Source organism: Streptomyces sp. NPDC048479 (assembly GCF_040651435.1).
GTDB lineage: Bacteria > Actinomycetota > Actinomycetes > Streptomycetales > Streptomycetaceae > Streptomyces.
On record NZ_JBEZKA010000013.1, the window covers coordinates 75,685 to 95,599 of the forward strand.

Below are 19,915 nucleotides of genomic sequence, written 5' to 3' on the forward strand. Positions count from 1 at the left end.
CATGTCCGCCGACACCCCACGCCAGTTCCATCTCAACGCGTTCCTCATGAACGCCGGCCACCACGACGCCGCCTGGCGCCATCCGCGCACCCAGCCCGACCGGATCACCGATCTCTCGTACTTCCAGGAGCTGGCCCGTACCGCCGAGCGCGGCAGACTCGACTCGCTGTTCCTCGCGGACGGCGTCGCCCTGTGGGGCAATGCCCGCTACAACGCGGTCGGCGGTTTCGAGCCGCTCACGCTGCTGTCCGCACTGGCCGTTGCCACCGAGCACATCGGTCTTGTCGCCACCGTCTCCACCACGTTCAACGAGCCCTTCCACGTGGCGCGGAAGTTCGCCTCGCTCGACCACCTCAGCGGCGGGCGCGCCGGCTGGAACATCGTCACCTCCGGGAATGAGGCCGAGGCCAGGAACTTCGGTCGCGAGGAGCATCTGGAGCACGCTCTGCGCTACGAGCGCGCCGCCGAGTTCCTCGACGTGACCAAGGAGCTGTGGGACAGCTGGCGCGACGACGCGACGGTCATCGACCGCGAGCGCGGGGTCTACACGGAGGACGGCGCGGTACGGCCGATCGAGCACCGCGGCAAGCATTTCCGCGTCGACGGGCCGCTCAACGTACAGCGTTCGCCGCAGGGCCATCCACTGCTGGTGCAGGCCGGCTCCTCGGAGGACGGCAAGGAGTTCGCCGCCCGGTACGCGGAGGCGGTGTTCACCGCCCAGCAGACCCTCGCCGACGGCCAGACCTTCTACAAGGACCTCAAGTCACGGCTCGCGAAGTACGGTCGTACGCCCGACCAGTTGAAGATCCTCCCGGGAATCTGCCCCATCATCGGCGCGACCGAGGCCGAGGCCCTGGCGCTGGAGGACGAACTGACGGGCCTGCAGGTCCCGGAGTACGGGCTGCAGCAGCTCTCCGGGATGCTCGGCACGGATCTGAGCGGTCTGCCGCTCGACGGTCCGCTGCCCGAGCTCCCCGAGGAGCAGGACATCAACGGCAACAAGTCCCGCTTCACGCTGGTGGCGGATCTCGCCCGGCGCGAGCAGCTCACCATCCGGCAGCTGATCGCCCGGCTCGGCGGCGGCCGCGGCCACCGGGTCTTCGCCGGCACGCCCGAGCAGATCGCGGACCAGCTCGAGCAGTGGTTCACCGAGGGCGCGGCGGACGGATTCAACATCATGCCGCCGTATCTGCCCGGCGGACTGGAGGACTTCGTCGACCAGGTGGTGCCGCTGCTGCAGGCGCGCGGCCTGTTCCGTACGGAGTACAGCGGTCGCACCCTGCGCGACCACTACGGCCTGGAGCGGCCCGCAGGCCGGCCTGCACTTACCCACTGACACCGTTCACTCACCGCCCAGAGAAAGGCAGCACCCGTATGACCAGCACCGGTTTCGACATCCGCCGGATCGGCGGCCGCATCGGCGCCGAGATCCTCGGCGTCGACATCTCCACCGACCTCGACCCCGCCATCGTCACCGAGATCAGCGCGGCGCTCGTGGAGCACAAGGCACTCTTCTTCCGCGGCCAACAGCTCGACGACTCCGCGCAGATACGCTTCGCCTCGCTCTTCGGCGAGCTCACGACCGCGCACCCCACAGTGCCGTCCGCGGAGGGCCAGCCGCACATCCTCCCGGTGGACGGTGACGAGGGCATCCGCGCGAACCAGTGGCACACGGACGTCACGTTCCTGCGCACGCCGCCGAAGGCGTCCACGCTGCGCAGCCTGGTGGTTCCGCCGTACGGTGGCAACACCCTGATCGCGAACTCCGTCACCGCCTACCAGGATCTGCCGGACGCGCTGCGCGAGCTGGCGGACCGGCTGTGGGCCGTCCACACCAACGCGTACGACTACGCCGAGCCGAAGTCGGAGAAGGCGGCCGAGCACCGCAGGCAGTTCGTCTCCACGAGGTATCGCACCGAGCACCCGGTGGTCCGCGTCCACCCGGAGTCGGGCGAGCGCGGTCTGTTCATCGGCGGCTTCGCACAGAGTCTGGTGGGCCTTTCGCCGTCCGAGTCACGCGACATCCTGCGGATCCTGCAGTCGTACGTGACCCGCCCGGAGAATGTCGTCCGCTGGACCTGGGCCCCGGGGGATCTGGTCCTCTTCGACAACCGCAGCACCCAGCACTACGCGCCCGACGACTACGGCGACCTGCCTCGGCTGCTGCACCGGGTGACGGTCGCGGGCGATGTCCCGGTCGGTGTCGACGGCGGGCTCAGCCGGGTCGTCGAGGGAGACGAGGCGGCTCACTACACGCCTGCCGCGGCCTGACAACGACGCAGGGAGGGCGGGCCGTCACCCGACGGCCCGCCCTCCCCGTGTGCACCCGTATCGGTGACGCACCGCCGTTCATGCCGCGGCAGCGCGCCGAAGTCAGTGCTGGGCGCTACGCCGCTTGCGCGCGGCCCACATGATGCCGCCACCCGCGACCATGACGACGGCGGCAGCGCCGGCGATCAGCGGGGTGGAGCTGGAGGAGCCCGTCTCGGCCAGGTCACCGGGGGAGCTCGGCTCGGTCGAAGCCGGCGGCACCTCGGCGGAGCTGGTGGCCGCGCTCGGCGTGTCGCTCGGCGTCTCACTCGGAGTCTCACTCGGCGAGGGAGTGGAACTCGGGGTCTCCGACGGGGTCGGACTGGGGGTGTTGTTCTCGCACACCGGCGCCGTCTCGGTCAGGTCGCGCGAGAACTTGTCGTTGTCGCCCGCCTTCACCACGAGGCGAACGGAGAGCTCCTTGTCATGCTTGGGGAGCTCGAGCTTCTTGTCGAAGCTCCCCCTGAACGTCTCGGTGGGCAGCAGGTCCTTGCCGTCCACCGTGACGGTCACGGTGTTGTCGTCCTTGGAGCTGTAGGCGGTGAGATGGACGCTGACGTCGGTGCAGGTCACCTTCCACTCCGGGGTGTGCGCCTGAGCGGTTCCGGCCGCCAGGCCGACGCCGAAGACACCGGCCGTCGCGACCGCTGCGAAGGCGCCTGCGCGCCGCCACGATCTGTTGTTTGTTGTCACTCGTTCCTCCACGATTGCCGCGCCACCCATCTGGCGGTGCGCGCACAGTACCGCCACGCCCCCTTGGGTGTGCACCCGCCCCACCCCTCACGTCTTTGACTCGCGTCACCACGACGGGCGTTCGGGAAGGGCGGTCGAGGGTACTCGCCCCGAGAAAGAGCACAGAAAGGGACGAAGGTCAGCATGTCTGGTACAAGCACAGTCACATGTCATGCCTTTAACGACCGCGCGCATACGTGACCGAAATGAATCGCAAGGAATCCGACGGAAAGACCCGCGTCACTGTGCTGGTGGCGCTCGCCGCGAATCTGGTGATCGCGGTGGCGAAGGCCGTCGCCGGAATCGCCGTCGGGTCTCCCGCGCTGCTGTCCGAGGCCGCGCACTCGGTCGCCGACAGCATGAACGAGGTGTTCCTTCTTCTCTCGGTGCGCCGCAGCCGTCGCCCGCCGGATGTCCGGCATCCGTTCGGTTACGGCAAGGAGCGCTATTTCTGGGCGCTGCTCGCCGCCGTCGGGATGTTCGTCATGGGTGGCTGCTTCTCCTTCTACCAGGGCTTCCATGCGCTGGGCGCCGACAAGCAGGAGTCCCACGCCGGTTATGTCGCCGGGCTGGCCGTCCTGGCCGTGGCCCTGCTCGCCGAGGGCGGCTCGCTGCTCCGTGCCCTGCACCAGCTGCGCAGCGATAAGGACGGAGCCCGCGATCCCGCCCTGCGCACAGTTGTCGCGGAGGACAGCACCGCGGTGCTCGGCGTCGTGCTCGCCATGGTCGGCATGGTGCTCCACCTGATCACCGGGAAGGTGGTCTGGGAGGCTTCGGCGTCCATCGCGATCGGCCTGCTGCTCGTGTACGTCGCGTACCGGCTCGGCAGGGAGGCCCGCGACCGGCTGATCGGCGAGGCGGTCGAACCGGAGCTGCGCAACCGTATCCGTGAACTTCTTGACGACCAGCCCGAGATCGACAATGTCGCCGCGCTGCTGACCATGCGGCTCGGCCTGGATTCGACGCTCGTGGCTGCCAGGGTCGATCTGGCTCCCGGTTTCGACAGCGAGGAGGTCGAGCTGGTCTGCGTACGCATCAAACGGCTGATCTCAACGGCCTGGCCGCAGGCGGATCATGTCTTTCTGGACATCACGGAGGCGCCGGAGGACTGATGCGTCGCCGTCAGTCCCTGGGCGGGTTCGTGGCGCTGGCCCAGAGCGGCAGGACGACCCAGCAGATGACGAACCAGACGACCATTGCGGCCACCAGCCACAGGGCGAGCGAGTCGTCCACGACCAGTCGCAGGATCAGCAGCAGCGACGACGCCATCGTGCACAGCAGTAGAAACAGTCCGACAAGCGTGAGGCGGGAGGCCCATTGGACTGTCTCCGGTTTGAGCCGCCGGCCGGTGAGGAGCCGGTGGATGGAGACGGGACCGATGAGAGCTCCGGTCGTCGCCGCCCCCAGCAGAATGGTGACCGTGTAGATATTGCGGTCGGTGTCGGACAGGCCGGCAAAACGGGCCTGGAACGCGACCGTGAGCAGGAATCCGAACAGGACTTGCACACCTGTCTGGGCAACCCGCAATTCCTGCAGAAGTTCGCCCCACAGCCGGTCCGCCCGTTCCTCCGGCGTCTCGTCCCGACCGCGCTCGCGGCCCTTTCCGCGCTGCTCCATCACCGGGCGCCTCCCTCATGTCCATGTGGCGCTTTCCTCTTATATCGCACTCCTTATGCGGCGTCCTGCATGATCTCGCGGCGAAGTCGCTCGCAGGAGTTGCTGATCAGCCGTGACACATGCATCTGGGAGATGCCGAGGTCCTCGGCAATGCTGCGCTGTGTCATGTCGCGGAAGAACCGCATGTAGAGGATTTTCCGTTCCCGCGCCGGCAATCGCCGCAGCCGGGGCTTGACTGCCTCCCGGTCGATGACGACATCGAGCGCGGGATCCGGGCCGCCCAGGCCGTCGCACAGTGTGTATCCGCCCTCGCCGCCCGGGAGTTCGGCGTCCAGGGACAGGGCGCTGAAGGAGTCGAGGGCCTCCAGCCCGGCCCTCGCCTCCTCCGGCGTCAGGCCGGCCTGCGTGGCGATATCCGCAAGGGTCGGCGCCCGGCCCGAGACGGTCTGGAGGAGCTCGCGCTGGGCCGCACGGACCCGATTGCGCTGGTCCTGGACCCGACGTGGCACATGGAGGGTCCACATGTGGTCACGGAAGTGCCGTTTGACCTCACCTGTGATGGTGGGGACGGCGAAGCCGGCGAACGCGGTACCGCGCTCGGGGTCGTACCGGTCGACGGCCTTGACCAGGCCCAGAGCGGCCACCTGGCACAGGTCTTCGAGGGACTCCCCGCGGTTCCTGAAGCGGCCGGCGATCCGCTCCGCCATGGGCAGCCAGGCATTGACCAGCTGCTGGCGTACGGCCTCGCGTTGGACCCCCTCGGGCAGGTGCGCCAGTCGGTCGAAGTCGGCTGCGGTGTCGGGGGCGTCGTCGTGCGGATGCTTCCTGCTCGCGTGTGTGCGCATGATGCGCTGCCACTCCCTCAGCGGTACGGAACGGATGATTGCCACCGCGGGAATTACGGATACACACGCAGCCGCACCAGGGCGCGCCGTGCCACTCCCACGGACGTGCCTCCGGTCCGAAGCACGAAACGCGTCTGCCCTGAGCCTTGGCGACGAAACAAGGGCAGATAAATCAGCGCCAATCGCGGACCACCTAAAACCGACGTGTAGGAGGATGGGTAAGGGGAACCCGCCAGGTGGAGGTGCAGACCATGTTTCCCATCCTGCTCGTTCTGCTGCTCGCACTCCTTCTCTTCGGTGTTGGTTTCGCCGTGAAGGCGCTCTGGTGGATTGCCATCATCGTCCTGGTCGTTTGGCTTCTGGGATTTGTGATGCGAAGCACGACACCCACGGGCACAAGGTCCCGTTGGTACAGGTGGTAGGCGAGAAGCGAATGCTGAACGGCGGCCCTCGGGCCGCCGTTCAGCATTTTCGGCGGTGCCCCGTCATGCACGGTGAATCGCCTCGGTGAATCGTCTCGGCACCGTCAGCGCAGGGCGGCGAGACGTCGGCGGGCCGGGCCGATCGCTCGACCGCCACCGATCACGCCGGCCCATGGCTTGGTACGCGCCTGGTCGAGCGCATCGGTCACCGTCCAACGGCGAGCGGTGAGTTCGGGGTCCTTCAGCTGATCCCAGCTGACGGGGGTGGCCACCGGCGCGCCCGGCTTGGGCCGCACGGAGAACGGCGCCACGGCCGTCTGCCCGTATCCGTTGCGCTGGACGTCCAGATAGAGGCGACCGCCTCTCGCCCGTTTGCGTACCTCGGTGGTCAGCCGGTCCGGGTCGCGATCGGCGAGCGTCTGCGCGACCTCCCTGGCGAATTCACGCGCCTCGTCGAAGCCCGCCCCGCGCGCCAGCTGCACGATGACGTGCAGGCCCTTGGATCCGGTGGTCAGCAGGACGGACGGCAGCTGGAGTTGATCCAACAGCTCACCGAGCTGCTCCGCCGTCCGGCGTACGGGTTCGAAGTCGTCCTCCGCCGGATCGAGGTCGAAGACCAGCCGGTCGGGCTGCTCCGGCCGGTTCGCGCGCGACAGCCACCGGTGGAAGGTGATGCACGCCTGGTCGACCAGATGGATCAGGGTCGCGGTGTTGTCGCACACCGTGTGGGTCACCGTGCCGTCCGCCTTGGCCACCTCGACCCTGCGCACCCAGTCCGGATAGTTGTCCGGGGTCTGTTTCTGCATGAAGCCGGGGCCGCCGATGCCGTCCGGATGCCGTTCCAGCATCAACGGCCTGCCGCGCAGATGCGGCAGCATGAACGGCGCGATGCGGCGGTAGTAGTCGACGAGGTCTGCCTTGGTGAGTCCGTCGTCGGGAAAGAGGACCTTGTCCGGCCGGTGGATCTCAACGGTGCGCCGGCCCGCCCGCACCTTGTATGACATCTCACTGCTCCTTGGGAGGGGCTCCCCCGAGCCGGGGGACTTCCGGCGAGGCGCTGTCCAGAGGAACCTGCGGGGAGCGGACGAGGCCCAGCTGGACGCTCTGGCGCGGCAGCACTGCGTCGAGCAGCCAGTCGGCGGTGACGCGTACCCGGTTCCCCGGCATGGCGGCCAGGTGGTAGCCGCGGGTGACGGCGCCCGCGAGCGGTCCCGACAGCGGGACGCCCAGCGGATTCGCGGCGGCCTGGATCCCGCCGAGGTCCACGGCGAAGCCCAGATCGTGGTGTTCATAGCTGCGCTGCTCGCCGTGGCCGAGACTGGCGGCGATATTGAGTCCGGCCAGCTTTCCCTGCCGGGAGGCGTGCTGGGCCGTCATCGGCGTGTACTCCCCCGGCCGGGTCGGATCGGGTACTGCCGCTGCGTCGCCGCAGGCGTAGACCTCGGGACAACCGGGTACGTTCAGCCGGGAGTCGACGACGAGACGGCCGCGCTCGAGGGGCAGTCCGACCTCGGAAACCAACGGGTCGGGGCGTACGCCCACGCACCAGACCAGCGTCCTCGTGTCGATGAACTCCCCGTCGTCCAGCAGGACTCCTGCCCGGGTGGCCTCCTTGACGGAGGTTCCGGTGCGCACGTCGACGCCGCGACGGCTCAGTACCCGGTCGGCCGTCGAGGACAGCCTGCGGTCCAGCCCGGGCAGCACCCGGTCCGCGACGTCCAGCAGCAGCCAGCGCGCCCGGCCGTGGTGTTTCCCGGTGCGCTGCTTACGTGTCAGTGCGTCCGTGAACAGTTTTCCCTGGGCGGCGACTTCGGTGCCGGTGTAACCGGCACCGACGACCACGAAGGTGCGGCGGGAGGCGCTCTCCTCGGCGGTCGCGGCACCGGCGGACATCTCGATCTGTCGGGTGATGTGGTCGCGCAGGTACAGCGCCTCCGGCAGACCGCGGAAGCCGTGCGCGTGGTCGGCGATCCCGGGCACGGGAAGCAGCTTGTTGACGCTGCCCACGGCGAGTACGAGGCGGTCGTACGCAAGCGCGCCGGAACCGCCTTCGGGATCCGTGTAGTGAACCCGCCGGTCCGCCAGGTCGACCCCGCTGGCCTCGCCGAGCACCAGACGTACCCGGGGCAGGGCATCGGGGACCGAGACTGTCACCCGGCGGGGTTCCAGGATCCCCGCTGCGACCTGCGGCAGCAGCGGCAGATAGAGGAAGTAGTCGGTGGGGTTGAGCAGGACGATCTCGGCCCGGTCCCGGACGGTCCGGGACAGCGCGCGAGCGGCCTGGAAACCGGCGAAACCGGCTCCGACGACAACGACACGGGAACGACTCACAATCAACTCCGGTGCAGGAGAGGGTGTGGTGCGGGAGAGGATGTGGTACTGGAGGGGGTGTCGTGCGGCAAGCGGCCCGGCGGGTGCCCCTGGGGCACCGCGCCAAACCGGCACCGTCACTCGTAGAGGCGACCTCGCTCCTCATCGACCACCGGGGTTGCCGGCGGCACGACGACGCGACGACGTTTGGCGATGCTGGTGAACGTGACGACGCCGATGATGCCGACGACCATCAGAATCAGGCCGACCACGTCGAGGTTGGCGCCCTGCACCTTCCAGTCGGTGGCGAACGTGAGAATCGCCCCTGCGGCAATGAGGATGATGCACCCACCGAGACCCATGTGACTCACCTTCCGGTTCGAAATGCTGGTCGCGGCCGAGTACCCGCGCCGGGACCAGCCATGCGTCTACGCGCCTCATGCATCGCGGCATCGGTCCTTCAGATCTGTGCTTCAGACGCGCGCGGCCACAGCAGGTTCGCTGCCGGCCGGGACACCGGCCCTCGCAACCGACGAGCTCGAAGACAGCGGCCTGAACTCGCGCAACAGCGGCATCGGTGCAGACGGCTTCGCAGCCACGCGTTGCGCTGCCTTCGCACGCCTGCTGAACCAGATGACCTTGCCCGTGGCGGTGCCGCATGTCCCCCAGCTGTCACTGAGGACGGCAACCGTCGCCAGTCCGCCCTTCGACGGGGAGGAACTGTGGATCCGGGGCATCCGGCGGTCCTTGTCGGCCACGGACGCGATCACGTGCCTCCCGGTCCAACGCAGCTCCACGACACACGACTTGTCGCCCGGCACGTGCTGTACGACGTTGCCGACGAGTTCGTCGACGGCACGACAGACGGGCACGATATGGGGCTCGAGGCTCCAGTACCGAAGGTGCGCTGCGAGAATGCGCCGGATCTGCGGGATCCGCTCGGGTGATGCCGACACTTCGATGCTGTAGCGGCAGGCGACCGGAACGTTCATGACCGTGGCTCCTCACCGCGACGGCTTCACCCATTCGCATGCGGAACCCCGAGTGCGAAGAGTGAGCCTTTGTCGCTTCTGGGTCACTATCAGACTGCACCCGGAATACCGCAAACCGCAACGCGCGGGGACAATCAGCCACCACGGCACAGGTCGGCGCCGGCAGCTGATGAGCCCAACCGGACCGGCGCCTCCGTTCCCTCGTACGCAGGGAACGTCCAGATCCAGTACCGCGATCACGGCAGTCGAAACGCCGCACAGAGGAGTTTCAGCTTCGGCCAGAAAACCTGCGGGCACGTGTCCTGCCCCCGCACTCGGGGCAACAGCGTGAGCAAGGCGTAGGGCGTGCCAACCGGCCCCGGGGAGCGGGAAAGGGAGCAGGAGCATGACGCGGATGGACGACACCGGATCGGCCCTCGAGAGGACTTCTGCCGCGGCGTGGGCGGCCTCGGACGAGACGCAGTACCGCGTCGTCAGCGCGGAGCTGGAAGCGCAGGTGCTGCGGGAGGAAGTGGCCGGGCTGCGACACGCGCTCAGCACGCACCCGGTGATCGACATGGCGCGCGGGGTCATCATGGCGACCGCCTCATGCACGCCGGACCAGGCCTGGCAAGTGCTGGTGAATGTCTCCCAGCACACGAACATCAAGCTCCGCGAGATCGCGCAGCACATCGTGGACAGCGTCGAAGGACCGCCGCCCGCCAAACCGGTCCGGGCCGCACTGAGCTCCGCACTCGCGGCCCTGCCCGACGGCGGTCGGTGAGGTCGGGGCGTGCGCCGCACCCCCGAGGACCTTCAGCTCCCGAGTGAGCGCTTCAGTTCCGCCTTGTTCATCGAGGACCTGCCATGGATATTGCGGCGCTGCGCCTCGGCGTACAGCTGGTCGTAGGTCGGCCCTTCGGATCCGCTGTGGGAGCGCTTGCCGCCACGCCGGGACGAAGACATGTCCTGCGTGGAACTCTTGCTCGCCGCCCTGGATTCGCCCGAGCGGGCACGTTCCTTGTTAACCGTCCTGGCAGCGATCTCCTCCGCGCGCTTCTTGCTCTCGCCGCGCTCCTCAGCGCTCTCCTTGATGTGTTCGTACTGCCGTTCCCGCTTGGGACTTGAACCGCGAGGCATGACAACTCCTGTCTGAGACTGTTGCCCGCAACTGTCCGGACGTTTTCCCCACTACCCTGTGCCGCGCCGTATACCACCGCAATACGGGTACCGACCGGCGCGACCTTCGGCGCAGCGGGAAGCAGCGGGAAGGCCGGGCCCGGACATCTGCCGTGCAAGGAATGCCCGCGTAGAATCCAGATCGGGCGCGATCACACACTTCGCGTTGTCTGCTCGGAATGGGAGTAGTCGTGACCATGCCTGCGCAGGAGCCTCCGGCTTCAGGCGGCGGGCACGAGGAGGTGTCCGCAGCGGTCGTCAGCCTGACCGCCGAGAACGCCACTCTCCGCGAGCGACTCACGCGACGGCACCTGACCGACCTGGCCACCGGGATCCTGGTGACTCAGCTGGAGGCATCGCCCGCCGAGGCGGCCGAACACCTCGTACTGCTCGCCGAGGCAACCGGCCTGAGCGCCGAAGATCTCGCCGCGGACATCGTGAACAGCGCGGCGGGAACCATCGCCGTCACGTCACCCACTCCGCCCGTCGGTGACGAGGGCGCCGTTGCCGAGGCCCGCCGGATACGCCGTGTCGCCACCGCAGCAGAGGCGAACGACACCGTCAGCGAGGCCGCGGCCACCCTGCTGCAGGGCGGCATGAGCCCGCTCGGAGTGGAGAGCCTCTGGTTGTGGCGGCTCACAGAATCCGACTGTCTCCGCCTCGCCGGACACGCCGGGGTGAGCGCCGGGGAAGCAACGCGGTGGCAGTGGATCCCGCCGGCTGCCCCGGCGCCGTTCCAGCAGGTGGTCACCGAAGGTTCCCCGGTCTGGCTGGCCTCCGGGCCTCCACCGGATGTGGCGCTGCCGGGCCCCGGCCCCGAAGCTGCCCGCGCCCTCCTCCCCCTGCGGCTGAGAGGCTCGACCGTAGGGCTGGCTCTCGCCGTCTGGCCGGGCCGCGCGGAACTTGACGAAAGCGTCCGGCGCGCGCTCACCGATGTGATCGAAGTGGCGGCGAGGGTCCTCAACGCCACGGACGCCGAACCGTCCCAGTCGCCGCTCCTCGACGACCTGGTCGACGCGCTGGCCCATCCCGCGATGACCTTGCGCCGCGATCCGGCCACCTCGAGTCTGTCGGTGGAACACCTCAACGGGCCGGCGTCCGAAGCTCTCGGCGGGACACACCGGACGGGGCAGCCCCTCGAAGTCGCGCTCCCCCGGCACCATTCCGATCTCGCGCTGCTCTCCCAGCGCGCGCACTCCGGCACCTCCCTTCAGCGCGCGGCCAGGCTGCCACCGGAGCACGGCGCGGGCTCCCCCGCGCCTCTTCTCGACGTACGGGTCCTGCCGGTCGGCGCCGAACGCACCGTCGTGCTGTGGCACACCAGCAGCGACCGGCGGTTGTCCGCCACCCGCGCGGTGGGCCAGCTGCAGGGCGTCGCGCCGTTCGAGGACGATCTCACCAGGGGCACGTCGAAGTGGAGTGAACAGGCGTACGGAATTCTCGGCATCGACCGGGAGTCGGAACCGATCCCTCTCACAGCCCTGAGGCTCCGCGTGCACCCGGAGGATCGCGACGATCTGACCGAACTCCTGATGACGCTGACCGAGCGGCGGAAGGGCGCGGTCGCGGTCGTCCGCGTCATCCGTGACGACGGCGGAATGCGACATGTACGCATCGCCGCAGAGCCCCTCATGGATGAGGGAGCCCTCACCGGAATCACCGGAATCACCGGAATCACCGGCGTCTACCAGGACGTCTCCACGGGATTCCACACGGAGGTCGCCCTCACCGCCACGTTCGACCAGCTCACCGCCGTTCAGGCGCAGGCAGCCCTCCGGCACCGGCTGGTTCTCCAGCTCCAGCAGGCGATCGTCCCCGAGATGCCCGCCCTTCAGCGACTCCCCGGACTGCAGGCCACGGCCCGCTACCGGCCCGCGGCCCAGGAGTACCGGGTGGGCGGTGACTGGTACGACGTCATCCCGCTGCCCAGCGGCAAGGTGCTGGTGGCGGTCGGCGACATAGCGGGGCACGGTATCGACGCGGCCACCGGAATGGTCGCCCTGCGGAACGCGCTGCGGGGACTGGCCTTCACCGGGCACACCCCTGGACGGCTCATGGAATGGCTGAACGACGTCACAGTGCACACGCAGGGCCACCCGACCGCCACCGCCGTCTGTGCACTCTACGACCCGGCCGACCGGACCCTGTGCTGGGCGAGCGCCGGGCATCTGCCGCTCCTGCTGGTACGTGACGGCAGAGCGCGGCTGCTCGATCCGCCACGGGACATCCTGCTGGGGGCCGTGCCGTCCTTCGTCTACCAGGAGAGGACCACCCAACTACTCCCTGGCGACACACTGCTGCTGTACACGGACGGACTCATCGAGCGCCGCCACGGCGGACTGGACGAGGGTCTGGCCACACTCCTGGGGGCGGCGGAGAAACTGAGCTCCCTTGAGGTCGAGGAACAGGCCGACCGGCTGCTGAGCGGCGCCACGGGTGACACGGACGACGACACAAGCCTTATCGCGGTCCGCGTCTGCCCAGAACGCTGACGAGTTGGTGCCGGGCAGCGCGCCACCCGTCTCCGTTCAGCCGTCGCGCGCCAGCCACATGCGGATTCTCGCCATCAGATCGTCCGCGTCCACCGGTTTGGCAACATAGTCATTGGCTCCGGCGGCCAGAGCCTTGGCACGGTCCCCCGGCATGGCCTTGGCGGTGACCGCGATGATCGGCACATCGGCGAAGCGGGGCATTTCCCTGATCGCCGCCATGGTGGCGGTGCCGTCCATGCCGGCCATCATCACGTCCATCACGACGAGATCCACCTCGTCGTGCGCCATGAGCAGATCGATCCCCGCTCTGCCGTTGTCCGCCTGAAGCACCAGCATCCCCTCGCGTTCCAGGACCTGAGTCAGCGCGAAGATGTTCCGGGTGTCGTCGTCCACCACCAACACCGTGTGCCCGGTGGCTGGTTCGCCCCCGCGAGGCACGCCTTCCGCGTACTCCTCAGTACCGTCGTGCGACTGCTGCTGGAGCGCCGGGGCCCGCACGGGCAGGTAGAGCGTGAAGGTGCTGCCCCGGCCCACAGTGCTCTCCGCGACGATGGCACCGCCGAGGAGCTGAGCCACCTCCCGGCTGATGGACAGCCCGAGTCCGGTGCCACCGTAGCGGCGGGATGTGGTCCCGTCGCCCTGCTGAAAAGCTCCGAACACGCTCTGCAGACGGTCGGCCGGGATGCCGATTCCGGTGTCGGAGACACGGAAGGCGACAATCGGACCGCGGTCGTGCAGGGCAGGAGGCAGCTCGTCGTCGGCGGCGTGGTGGACGCGGAGTTCGACGCGGCCCTGCTCGGTGAACTTCAGCGCGTTGGAGACGAGATTGCGCAGCACCTGCCGGAGCCGGGACTCGTCGGTGATGAATTCGTCGGGGAGCCCCGGCGTGGCGATCACACGGAACTCCAGCTCGCGTTCGCTCGCCACCGGGCGGAAAGTCGCCTCGACGTACTCCAGGAACTGGTGCAGCGCGAACGGCTCGGCGTGGATGTCCATCTTTCCGGCTTCGACCTTCGACAGGTCCAGGATGTCGTTGATCAGCTGGAGCAGATCGGACCCCGCGGAGTGGATCACCTCGGCGTAGTCGACCTGCTTCTGTGTCAGGTTGCCCTCGATGTTCTGGGCGAGCAACTGGGCAAGGATCAGCAGGCTGTTCAGTGGCGTACGCAGTTCGTGGCTCATATTGGCCAGGAACTCGGACTTGTACATCGAGGTACGGGAGAGCTGCTGGGCGCGTGCCTCCAGCTCCTGGCGGGCCTGCTCGATCTCCAGGTTCTTGCGCTCGATGTCCCGGTTGCGGTCCGCCAGCAGCGCCGCCTTCTCCTGGAGTTCGGCGTTGGAACGCTGCAGCTCCTCCTGACGTGCCTGCAACTCCCGGGAACGGGTGCTGAGTTCCGCCGTCAGCCGCTGCGACTGGTCCAGGAGTTCGTCCGTACGCACATTGGCGATCAGCGAGCTGACGTTCACGCCGACCGTCTCGATGAACTGGTCGAGGAAGTCCCGGTGGATGGCGGTCAGGGGGCGCAGGGCCGCCAGTTCGATGACGCCGAGCGCCTGCTCCTCCACGACGATCGGCAGCACGATCAAGTTGCCGGGGTCCATGCGGCCGGTGCCGGACACGATGGTCGCGTAGCCGGGCGGCAAGTCATCCACGGTGATGGTGTGGCGGCTCTGTGCGGCCTGGCCGACCAGCGACTGTCCCAGCCGGAAACGGCGGGGTTCTGCGGCCGGGTCGTCGGGCGCGCCGTAGGCGGCGATCATGACCAGCTCTGTTCCACGGCCCTCGTCCCCGGCCAGGAAGAAGCCGCCGTACTGGGCGGAGACGAGCGGGGGCACCTCCGTCATGATCAGCTCGGCGACCGCGGAGAGGCTTCGGGTGCCCTGCATGAGGCTCGATATACGGGCCAGATGGGTCTTGAGCCAGTCCTGTTCCTCATTGGCCCGGACCGTCGCGCGCAGCGACTCCACCATCGCGTTGATGTTGTCCTTGAGATCTCCGACCTCGCCGGGAGCGTCCACCCTGATGGACCGGGTGAGATCGCCTTCCGCGACCGCGCTGGTCACTTTGGCGATGGCACGCACCTGGCGGGTCAGATTGCCGGCCAGTTCGTTGACGTTCTCGGTGAGCCGCTTCCAGGTGCCGGAAACGCCCTCCACCTCGGCCTGGCCGCCCAGCCGCCCCTCGCTGCCGACCTCGCGGGCCACCCGCGTGACTTCGGCGGCGAAGGAGGACAGCTGGTCGACCATGGTGTTGATCGTGGTCTTGAGTTCCAGGATCTCCCCGCGCGCGTCGACATCGATCTTGCGCGTCAGGTCGCCGCCGGCGACGGCCGTGGTGACCTGGGCGATGTTGCGAACCTGGTTGGTGAGATTGGTCGCCATGGAGTTGACGTTGTCGGTCAGATCCTTCCAGGTGCCCGACACTCCTCGGACGGTGGCCTGACCGCCGAGCTTTCCGTCCGTTCCCACCTCGCGGGCGACCCGGCTGACCTCCTCGGCGAACGAGGACAGCCGGTCCACCATCGTGTTGATGGTCTCCTTGAGCTCCAGGATCTCCCCGCGCGCGTCCACCCTGATTTTCTGGGTGAGGTCGCCGCGGGCCACGGCCGTAGCAACCTGAGCGATGGACCGGACCTGGGACGTCAGGTTGTCCGCCATGGTGTTGACGCCGGTGGTGAGCTCCTGCCACACGCCGCTCACTCGCGGTTCCTGTGCGTGACCGCCGAGCAAGCCCTGTCCGCCGACCTCCCGGGCGACCCGGGTGACCTCGGAGGTGACCACCGACAGCTGGTCCACCATGCCGTTGTAGATGGTCGCGATCTCGCCGAGCAGCCCTTCGGCGTCGGGAAGCCGGGCCGAGAGGTCGCCGTCCCGTACGGCCGTCAGCCCGGCGAGCAGTTTCCTGAGCCCTTCCTCGCTCAGCTCTGCGGGCAGCCGGGCCTGATAGGGATCAGGCGTGTGGGCAGGCACATCCATCGCTGACCTCGCGCTGTCGTGACTCGCGGCGCCGTGCTGCGAGAACCCGCAGCGTGGCGGCCTCAACGGCTCTTCCCACTGTGGCATGCGGTATCGGTCCGGACACCCGGGGCGGTACGCCGGCATCACCCGTCGAACAGGCATCGCCCGCTCCTCGGGGACGGTCCCCTCGCTCGGGACGGCCCGGTCATTCGGGGACGGCCACCACGAACCAGACCGCCTTGCCCGTTCCGCGCTGCACCCATCCCCAGCCGGCGGACAGCCGCTCGAGCAGATAGAGGCCGTGCCCCGAGGACCGGGCCGCGCGATGCGGGCCATGAGGCCGCGGCCGTACCGGACTGGTGTCGCTGACCTGGACCCACAGACGCCCGGGGGAGCGGTCGAGCCTCAGCTCGCACGGAGTCCCACCATGCAGGCACGAATTGGTGACGACCTCGGATACGAGCAGCAGCACGTCGCCTCTTACGACGTTCCCGGCCGGGCCGGAAAGGCTGAACCACTCGTCGAGCACCTGCCGCGCCAGGTCTCGGCACTGGCCCACCACACCTGGGCCGCCCTGCAGAGAAAATCGGCGGCTGTAGGTCACTCTCCGCTCTTTCTGCGCCCGCTCCATATCATGCCGGTGCCCCGTAAACCGACATCAAAGCATCAGAAGTGGGCATCTTTAAGGGCAGGAAGCTCGTACGACGGTCCCGCTGTACCCGACAGCGCCGACCTCCGCCCCGTCGAAGGAGCCTCATGTCCAGCGGGATTCATACCGCCTCCAGCGGGATTCGTACTGACCAGATCGCCGCGGCTGTCGCGCCGCCGCCACCGGGGCACGAGGTGCGCCGTACCGCGCTGGACGGCCTGCCGGAGATCACCGATCCCTTGTCGGTCAGCCCTGTGGACGCACGGACTTTGTCAACGTCGTTGTTCAAGCGTCTGGGCGCGCTCGACGAGGGCACTCCGGAGTACTCATACGTCCGCAACACGCTGGTCGAGCTCAATGTGAGTCTGGTCAAATTCGCCGCGCAGCGGTTCCGCAACCGGGCCGAGCCCATGGAGGACATCGTCCAGGTCGGGACGATCGGTCTCATCAAGGCGATCAACCGATTCGACGTGTACCGGGGAGTGGAATTCGCCAGCTTCGCTCTTCCGACCATTGTCGGCGAGATCAAGCGGTCCTTCCGGGACACCAGCTGGGCCGTCCAGGTACCGCGCAGGCTCCAGGAGCTGCGGATCGACCTGGCCAAGGCCCGGGACGCCATGGAGCAGCGCCTGGGACGCCTGCCGACCGCGCCCGAGCTGGCCGAACACCTCGGCATCACCGAGGCCGAGGTGGTCGAGGGCGAACAGGCGGCCAATGGGTACGTGGCGCGATCCCTGGACTGGCCGGTCGACGACGACGACGGTTCTCTCAACGCGGTCACCCGCACTCTTGGCGAGGAAGACCCGGCGTTCGACATCGTGGAGTCCGTGGAATCCCTCAAGCCGCTGATCGCCGGCCTCGGGGACAGGGACCGTCTCATACTGTCGCTGCGCTTCGGCGAGGAACTCACGCAGTCCGAGATCGCGACCCGTCTGAGCCTCTCCCAGATGCATGTCTCGCGGCTGCTGGCGCGCATATGCTCGACGCTTCGTACCGCGCTGCTGGACGATGCGCAGCCCAGAGCCACTAACGGCTCCGGGTAGGACGAGCCCGCTCGGCACCTGAGGGAGAGCCGACCTCGAGCCAGACGACCTTGCCGTCGCCCCGCGGGGCCCAGCCCCAACTCCGCGAGAGCCGCTCCAGCACGATCAGACCGTGGCCGCCGGGCTGCGAGGCGGCTTGGGGCGGCCGGGGCCTCGGAGACTCCGGGCTGGCGTCGGCGACCTCGATCCGTAGCCGTTCGCCGTCGTGCATCAACACCAGTTCCGTCGGGCCGCCGGCGTGCAGACAGGCGTTGGTGACCACCTCGGAGACGAGGAGCAGCACGTCCTCGGCGAGTTCCGCCTCGTCCGCCTCCGGCTCCTCCTCCGCCGGAGACTCGGCGGGGATCCATCCCCAGTCCTCCAGCGCCTCCCTGGTGAAGTCACGGCAGCGGCTCACCACCCCCTTGGTCCCGAACAGCGCCAGACGGCGGGTCTGCCCCTGTCCGCGGAGGCTCACGCCCATCGGCTCCTCCGCTACTTCGGCCGCTGGTCCGCCAGCGCCTCGTCGAGACTGGCGTACACCCGGAACACCGCGTGCGCGCCCGTAATGTCGAACATGCGTGCCACCGGCGGGCGCAGCGCGGCGAGTTCCAGTCGGCCACCCGCTTCGCTCGCGGCGAGCCGCGCACGCAGCAGCACATTCAGGCCGGTGGAGTCGCAGAACCGCAGTTCGGTGCAGTCGACCACAATCCGCCCGGCTCCGGCCTCCACGGCTTCCGCAAGTGCCTCACGCAGCGGATCGGCAGTGTCGTGATCGAGTTCGCCGGCGAGTACGAGTACGACGGCGTCGGCGTCCGCTCTCACTTCGACACTGAGGCGCCCTCTGCCGACACCCTCCCGCTGCGGCTGCCCGGCGGCTCCCGACACCATGGGGGTCCTCCCGCCTCCTTGACGTACATCCGGTCAGTTCGACTATTGCCCGACTGGGCCGACGCGGCCAGCCCGGCGAGGGGCTAGAACCGCCGGGGCGTGATGTGTCGCTCCCCGGGCCGCTGATCCGGCCGTGCCTGCGCGATGTAGCGTTCCGCCGCGATGACGGCCTCGGCCGCCGTGCGCCTGCCCATCAGCACACACAGGGTGTACACGGTGTCTTCGAAGCGGCTACGGGCACGGGGGTCGTGCGGGGCGACAAGAACGCGGCGTTCCTGCGCCCGATAACGGGCCATCAGGCCGGCGATCACACCTGCATCCGGCATCAACATCAGTGCCCTCCTTGACTGAAAGCACCAGCGGGAGTCGGGCCGCAAGGGCGGATGATCAGAGCGGGCTCCCGCTCGAAAGAGCGTCACCCGGCCGTTCATTCTCGCCCGGAGCATTCACACCCGCCATTCGTGTGATTACTTTCAGCAATCAAGGGGCTGCTGCACCGTTCACTCAGCATGATCGGCGCCCTCGCGGGCAGGAGCGCCTCGTCTGTTCACCGCCCGACACGGAAAGAGATCCCGCCGCGTGTCCTCCCACTCCTCTACCCCGGGTTCGCCGATCTACGACCAGATGGTTCGCGAGCGCGGCGACGTTCTCGCCGAAGCCCGAGCCATCGCCGCGCTGGCCCATCAGTACGCGGACCAAGCACTGGGGCAGAGTGTCCCGGTCCAGCAGAACCCCGTCGAGCGGCGCTGAGCGCCACCGTAATGAACGCTGTGTGCTCTTGAAGGCGACGGGTACCCGGCACCGTATGACGGTCGAAAAAACGAGTGTCCTCGTCCTGGACTGTGCCGAGCCCACAGAGCTGGCGGAGTTCTACGCCGGCCTGCTCCACGCAGAGCTACGGATCGGGCGCGACCCCGACTTCGTGGAAGTCATCGGCCATAACGGCGTACATCTGGCGATTCGCAGGGATCACGGTTACGCGCCACCCAGCTGGCCGCGGCCCGAGGACTCCCAGCAGGCGCATCTGCGCATCCTGGTGGACCTCGGCGACATGGACGAAGCCGAACGCGAGGCAATCAGCCTCGGCGCCCGGCCGGTGGACACCAAGGACAACGGCGGCCCGCGCGACGTACGTGTCTATGCCGACCCGGCCGGGCACTCCTTCTCGCTGGCCGTGTCTCCGCGGGGCCGGAACGCCAGCTCTCGGCTGCCACGTCAGTGAGCGCTGCGTCGACTGAACATCCGCGCCCAACAGCGTTTCGCGGCGGACCACAGCCCGAGGGCGTGGTCCGCCTGCGTGAAGACGGAGGATATGCGCAAGTCATCTGCCGCCCAAGGTAGTTGAGGGGTGCCTTCGAGTAGATCCTGCGCACGCCGGCCTTCCCGCTCCCCCGCCGCTCCTTTCCCTGGCCACAGCGCCATCAGACCTCAGCAGGCCTCAGCGCGGGCCCGGCTGCGCTGTTCGCGGCGCGTACCTCCTGCTTTCACACAGACGACACCGCCCCTTCCCTTCCAGT

At 68.4% G+C, this 19,915-nt stretch carries 22 protein-coding genes; 9 read left to right on the forward strand and 13 right to left on the reverse strand.

Going from position 1 to position 19,915, the window contains the following annotated elements; genetic code table 11:
* Nucleotide 1 precedes the first annotated feature (1 nt).
* Nucleotides 2-1,336 (forward strand): LLM class flavin-dependent oxidoreductase, encoded by a 1,335-nt coding sequence (locus tag AB0D12_RS21155; protein ID WP_362684865.1) that lies wholly within the window; start codon nucleotides 2-4, stop codon nucleotides 1,334-1,336.
* A 38-nt stretch (nucleotides 1,337-1,374) separates the two neighbouring features.
* Nucleotides 1,375-2,271 (forward strand): TauD/TfdA family dioxygenase, encoded by an 897-nt coding sequence (locus tag AB0D12_RS21160; RefSeq protein ID WP_362684868.1) that lies wholly within the window; start codon nucleotides 1,375-1,377, stop codon nucleotides 2,269-2,271.
* Between the two features lie 102 nt (nucleotides 2,272-2,373).
* On the opposite strand, the gene AB0D12_RS21165 is transcribed toward AB0D12_RS21160, so the two are convergent.
* The gene (locus AB0D12_RS21165) at nucleotides 2,374-3,003 is read right to left on the reverse strand and encodes an LAETG motif-containing sortase-dependent surface protein (protein ID WP_362684871.1); all 630 of its coding nucleotides are present in this window, start codon (nucleotides 3,001-3,003) and stop codon (nucleotides 2,374-2,376) included.
* A gap of 245 nt (nucleotides 3,004-3,248) precedes the next feature.
* Here AB0D12_RS21165 and AB0D12_RS21170 point away from each other — a divergent pair, with 245 nt between their 5' ends.
* On the forward strand, nucleotides 3,249-4,154 hold the full coding sequence (locus tag AB0D12_RS21170) for a cation diffusion facilitator family transporter (protein ID WP_362684874.1): 906 nt from the start codon (nucleotides 3,249-3,251) through the stop codon (nucleotides 4,152-4,154).
* Nucleotides 4,155-4,164: 10 nt separating this feature from the next.
* On the opposite strand, the gene AB0D12_RS21175 is transcribed toward AB0D12_RS21170, so the two are convergent.
* Nucleotides 4,165-4,659: a DUF6328 family protein gene (locus tag AB0D12_RS21175; RefSeq protein ID WP_362684876.1), complete on the reverse strand. Its 495-nt coding sequence runs from the start codon at nucleotides 4,657-4,659 to the stop codon at nucleotides 4,165-4,167.
* A 53-nt stretch (nucleotides 4,660-4,712) separates the two neighbouring features.
* Nucleotides 4,713-5,504 (reverse strand): SigB/SigF/SigG family RNA polymerase sigma factor, encoded by a 792-nt coding sequence (locus AB0D12_RS21180; RefSeq protein WP_362685192.1) that lies wholly within the window; start codon nucleotides 5,502-5,504, stop codon nucleotides 4,713-4,715.
* A 251-nt stretch (nucleotides 5,505-5,755) separates the two neighbouring features.
* Between AB0D12_RS21180 and AB0D12_RS21185 the strand changes: the two genes are divergently transcribed.
* Entirely contained in the window at nucleotides 5,756-5,926 is a 171-nt protein-coding gene (locus AB0D12_RS21185; RefSeq protein WP_362685195.1) for a hydrophobic protein, read from the forward strand.
* Between the two features lie 104 nt (nucleotides 5,927-6,030).
* Here AB0D12_RS21185 and ligD read toward each other — a convergent pair whose 3' ends face one another.
* From ligD to AB0D12_RS21205, 4 genes are all read right to left on the reverse strand, one after another.
* Nucleotides 6,031-6,930: a non-homologous end-joining DNA ligase gene (gene ligD / locus AB0D12_RS21190; protein WP_362684879.1), complete on the reverse strand. Its 900-nt coding sequence runs from the start codon at nucleotides 6,928-6,930 to the stop codon at nucleotides 6,031-6,033.
* A gap of 1 nt (nucleotide 6,931) precedes the next feature.
* A complete protein-coding gene (locus AB0D12_RS21195) occupies nucleotides 6,932-8,257 on the reverse strand; it encodes an NAD(P)/FAD-dependent oxidoreductase (RefSeq protein WP_362684882.1) in 1,326 nt (441 codons plus the stop codon).
* A 116-nt stretch (nucleotides 8,258-8,373) separates the two neighbouring features.
* Entirely contained in the window at nucleotides 8,374-8,598 is a 225-nt protein-coding gene (locus tag AB0D12_RS21200) for a DUF6458 family protein (protein WP_362684885.1), read from the reverse strand.
* Nucleotides 8,599-8,709: 111 nt separating this feature from the next.
* The gene (locus AB0D12_RS21205) at nucleotides 8,710-9,228 is read right to left on the reverse strand and encodes an ATP-binding protein (RefSeq protein ID WP_362684888.1); all 519 of its coding nucleotides are present in this window, start codon (nucleotides 9,226-9,228) and stop codon (nucleotides 8,710-8,712) included.
* A 385-nt stretch (nucleotides 9,229-9,613) separates the two neighbouring features.
* Between AB0D12_RS21205 and AB0D12_RS21210 the strand changes: the two genes are divergently transcribed.
* Nucleotides 9,614-9,991, forward strand: a complete 378-nt coding sequence (locus tag AB0D12_RS21210; protein ID WP_362684891.1) for an ANTAR domain-containing protein — start codon at nucleotides 9,614-9,616, stop codon at nucleotides 9,989-9,991.
* Nucleotides 9,992-10,023: 32 nt separating this feature from the next.
* On the opposite strand, the gene AB0D12_RS21215 is transcribed toward AB0D12_RS21210, so the two are convergent.
* Nucleotides 10,024-10,347, reverse strand: coding sequence for a plasmid stabilization protein (locus AB0D12_RS21215; protein ID WP_362684894.1), 324 nt, complete (start codon nucleotides 10,345-10,347; stop codon nucleotides 10,024-10,026).
* Nucleotides 10,348-10,583: 236 nt separating this feature from the next.
* On the opposite strand from AB0D12_RS21215, the gene AB0D12_RS21220 reads away from it, so the two are divergent.
* The gene (locus AB0D12_RS21220; RefSeq protein WP_362685198.1) at nucleotides 10,584-12,878 is read left to right on the forward strand and encodes a SpoIIE family protein phosphatase; all 2,295 of its coding nucleotides are present in this window, start codon (nucleotides 10,584-10,586) and stop codon (nucleotides 12,876-12,878) included.
* 36 nt (nucleotides 12,879-12,914) lie between these two features.
* On the opposite strand, the gene AB0D12_RS21225 is transcribed toward AB0D12_RS21220, so the two are convergent.
* Together AB0D12_RS21225 and AB0D12_RS21230 are read right to left on the reverse strand one after the other, a co-directional pair.
* Nucleotides 12,915-15,854: a HAMP domain-containing protein gene (locus AB0D12_RS21225; protein WP_362684897.1), complete on the reverse strand. Its 2,940-nt coding sequence runs from the start codon at nucleotides 15,852-15,854 to the stop codon at nucleotides 12,915-12,917.
* A gap of 187 nt (nucleotides 15,855-16,041) precedes the next feature.
* On the reverse strand, nucleotides 16,042-16,440 hold the full coding sequence (locus AB0D12_RS21230) for an ATP-binding protein (protein WP_362684900.1): 399 nt from the start codon (nucleotides 16,438-16,440) through the stop codon (nucleotides 16,042-16,044).
* Nucleotides 16,441-16,592: 152 nt separating this feature from the next.
* On the opposite strand from AB0D12_RS21230, the gene AB0D12_RS21235 reads away from it, so the two are divergent.
* A complete protein-coding gene (locus AB0D12_RS21235; protein WP_362684903.1) occupies nucleotides 16,593-17,528 on the forward strand; it encodes a SigB/SigF/SigG family RNA polymerase sigma factor in 936 nt (311 codons plus the stop codon).
* On the opposite strand, the gene AB0D12_RS21240 is transcribed toward AB0D12_RS21235, so the two are convergent.
* The 3 genes from AB0D12_RS21240 to AB0D12_RS21250 form a co-directional block, all read right to left on the reverse strand.
* Complete coding sequence (locus AB0D12_RS21240; protein ID WP_362684906.1) at nucleotides 17,512-17,991, reverse strand: ATP-binding protein; 480 nt, start codon at nucleotides 17,989-17,991, stop codon at nucleotides 17,512-17,514. The two genes, AB0D12_RS21235 and AB0D12_RS21240, sit on opposite strands and share 17 nt — an antisense overlap.
* A gap of 11 nt (nucleotides 17,992-18,002) precedes the next feature.
* Complete coding sequence (locus tag AB0D12_RS21245) at nucleotides 18,003-18,398, reverse strand: STAS domain-containing protein (protein ID WP_362684909.1); 396 nt, start codon at nucleotides 18,396-18,398, stop codon at nucleotides 18,003-18,005.
* 83 nt (nucleotides 18,399-18,481) lie between these two features.
* The gene (locus AB0D12_RS21250; protein ID WP_327321644.1) at nucleotides 18,482-18,730 is read right to left on the reverse strand and encodes a DUF5133 domain-containing protein; all 249 of its coding nucleotides are present in this window, start codon (nucleotides 18,728-18,730) and stop codon (nucleotides 18,482-18,484) included.
* A 247-nt stretch (nucleotides 18,731-18,977) separates the two neighbouring features.
* On the opposite strand from AB0D12_RS21250, the gene AB0D12_RS21255 reads away from it, so the two are divergent.
* Both AB0D12_RS21255 and AB0D12_RS21260 read left to right on the forward strand, forming a co-directional pair.
* Nucleotides 18,978-19,148, forward strand: a complete 171-nt coding sequence (locus AB0D12_RS21255; RefSeq protein WP_362684912.1) for a hypothetical protein — start codon at nucleotides 18,978-18,980, stop codon at nucleotides 19,146-19,148.
* Nucleotides 19,149-19,203: 55 nt separating this feature from the next.
* The gene (locus AB0D12_RS21260) at nucleotides 19,204-19,620 is read left to right on the forward strand and encodes a VOC family protein (RefSeq protein WP_362684915.1); all 417 of its coding nucleotides are present in this window, start codon (nucleotides 19,204-19,206) and stop codon (nucleotides 19,618-19,620) included.
* Nucleotides 19,621-19,915: the final 295 nt, after the last annotated feature.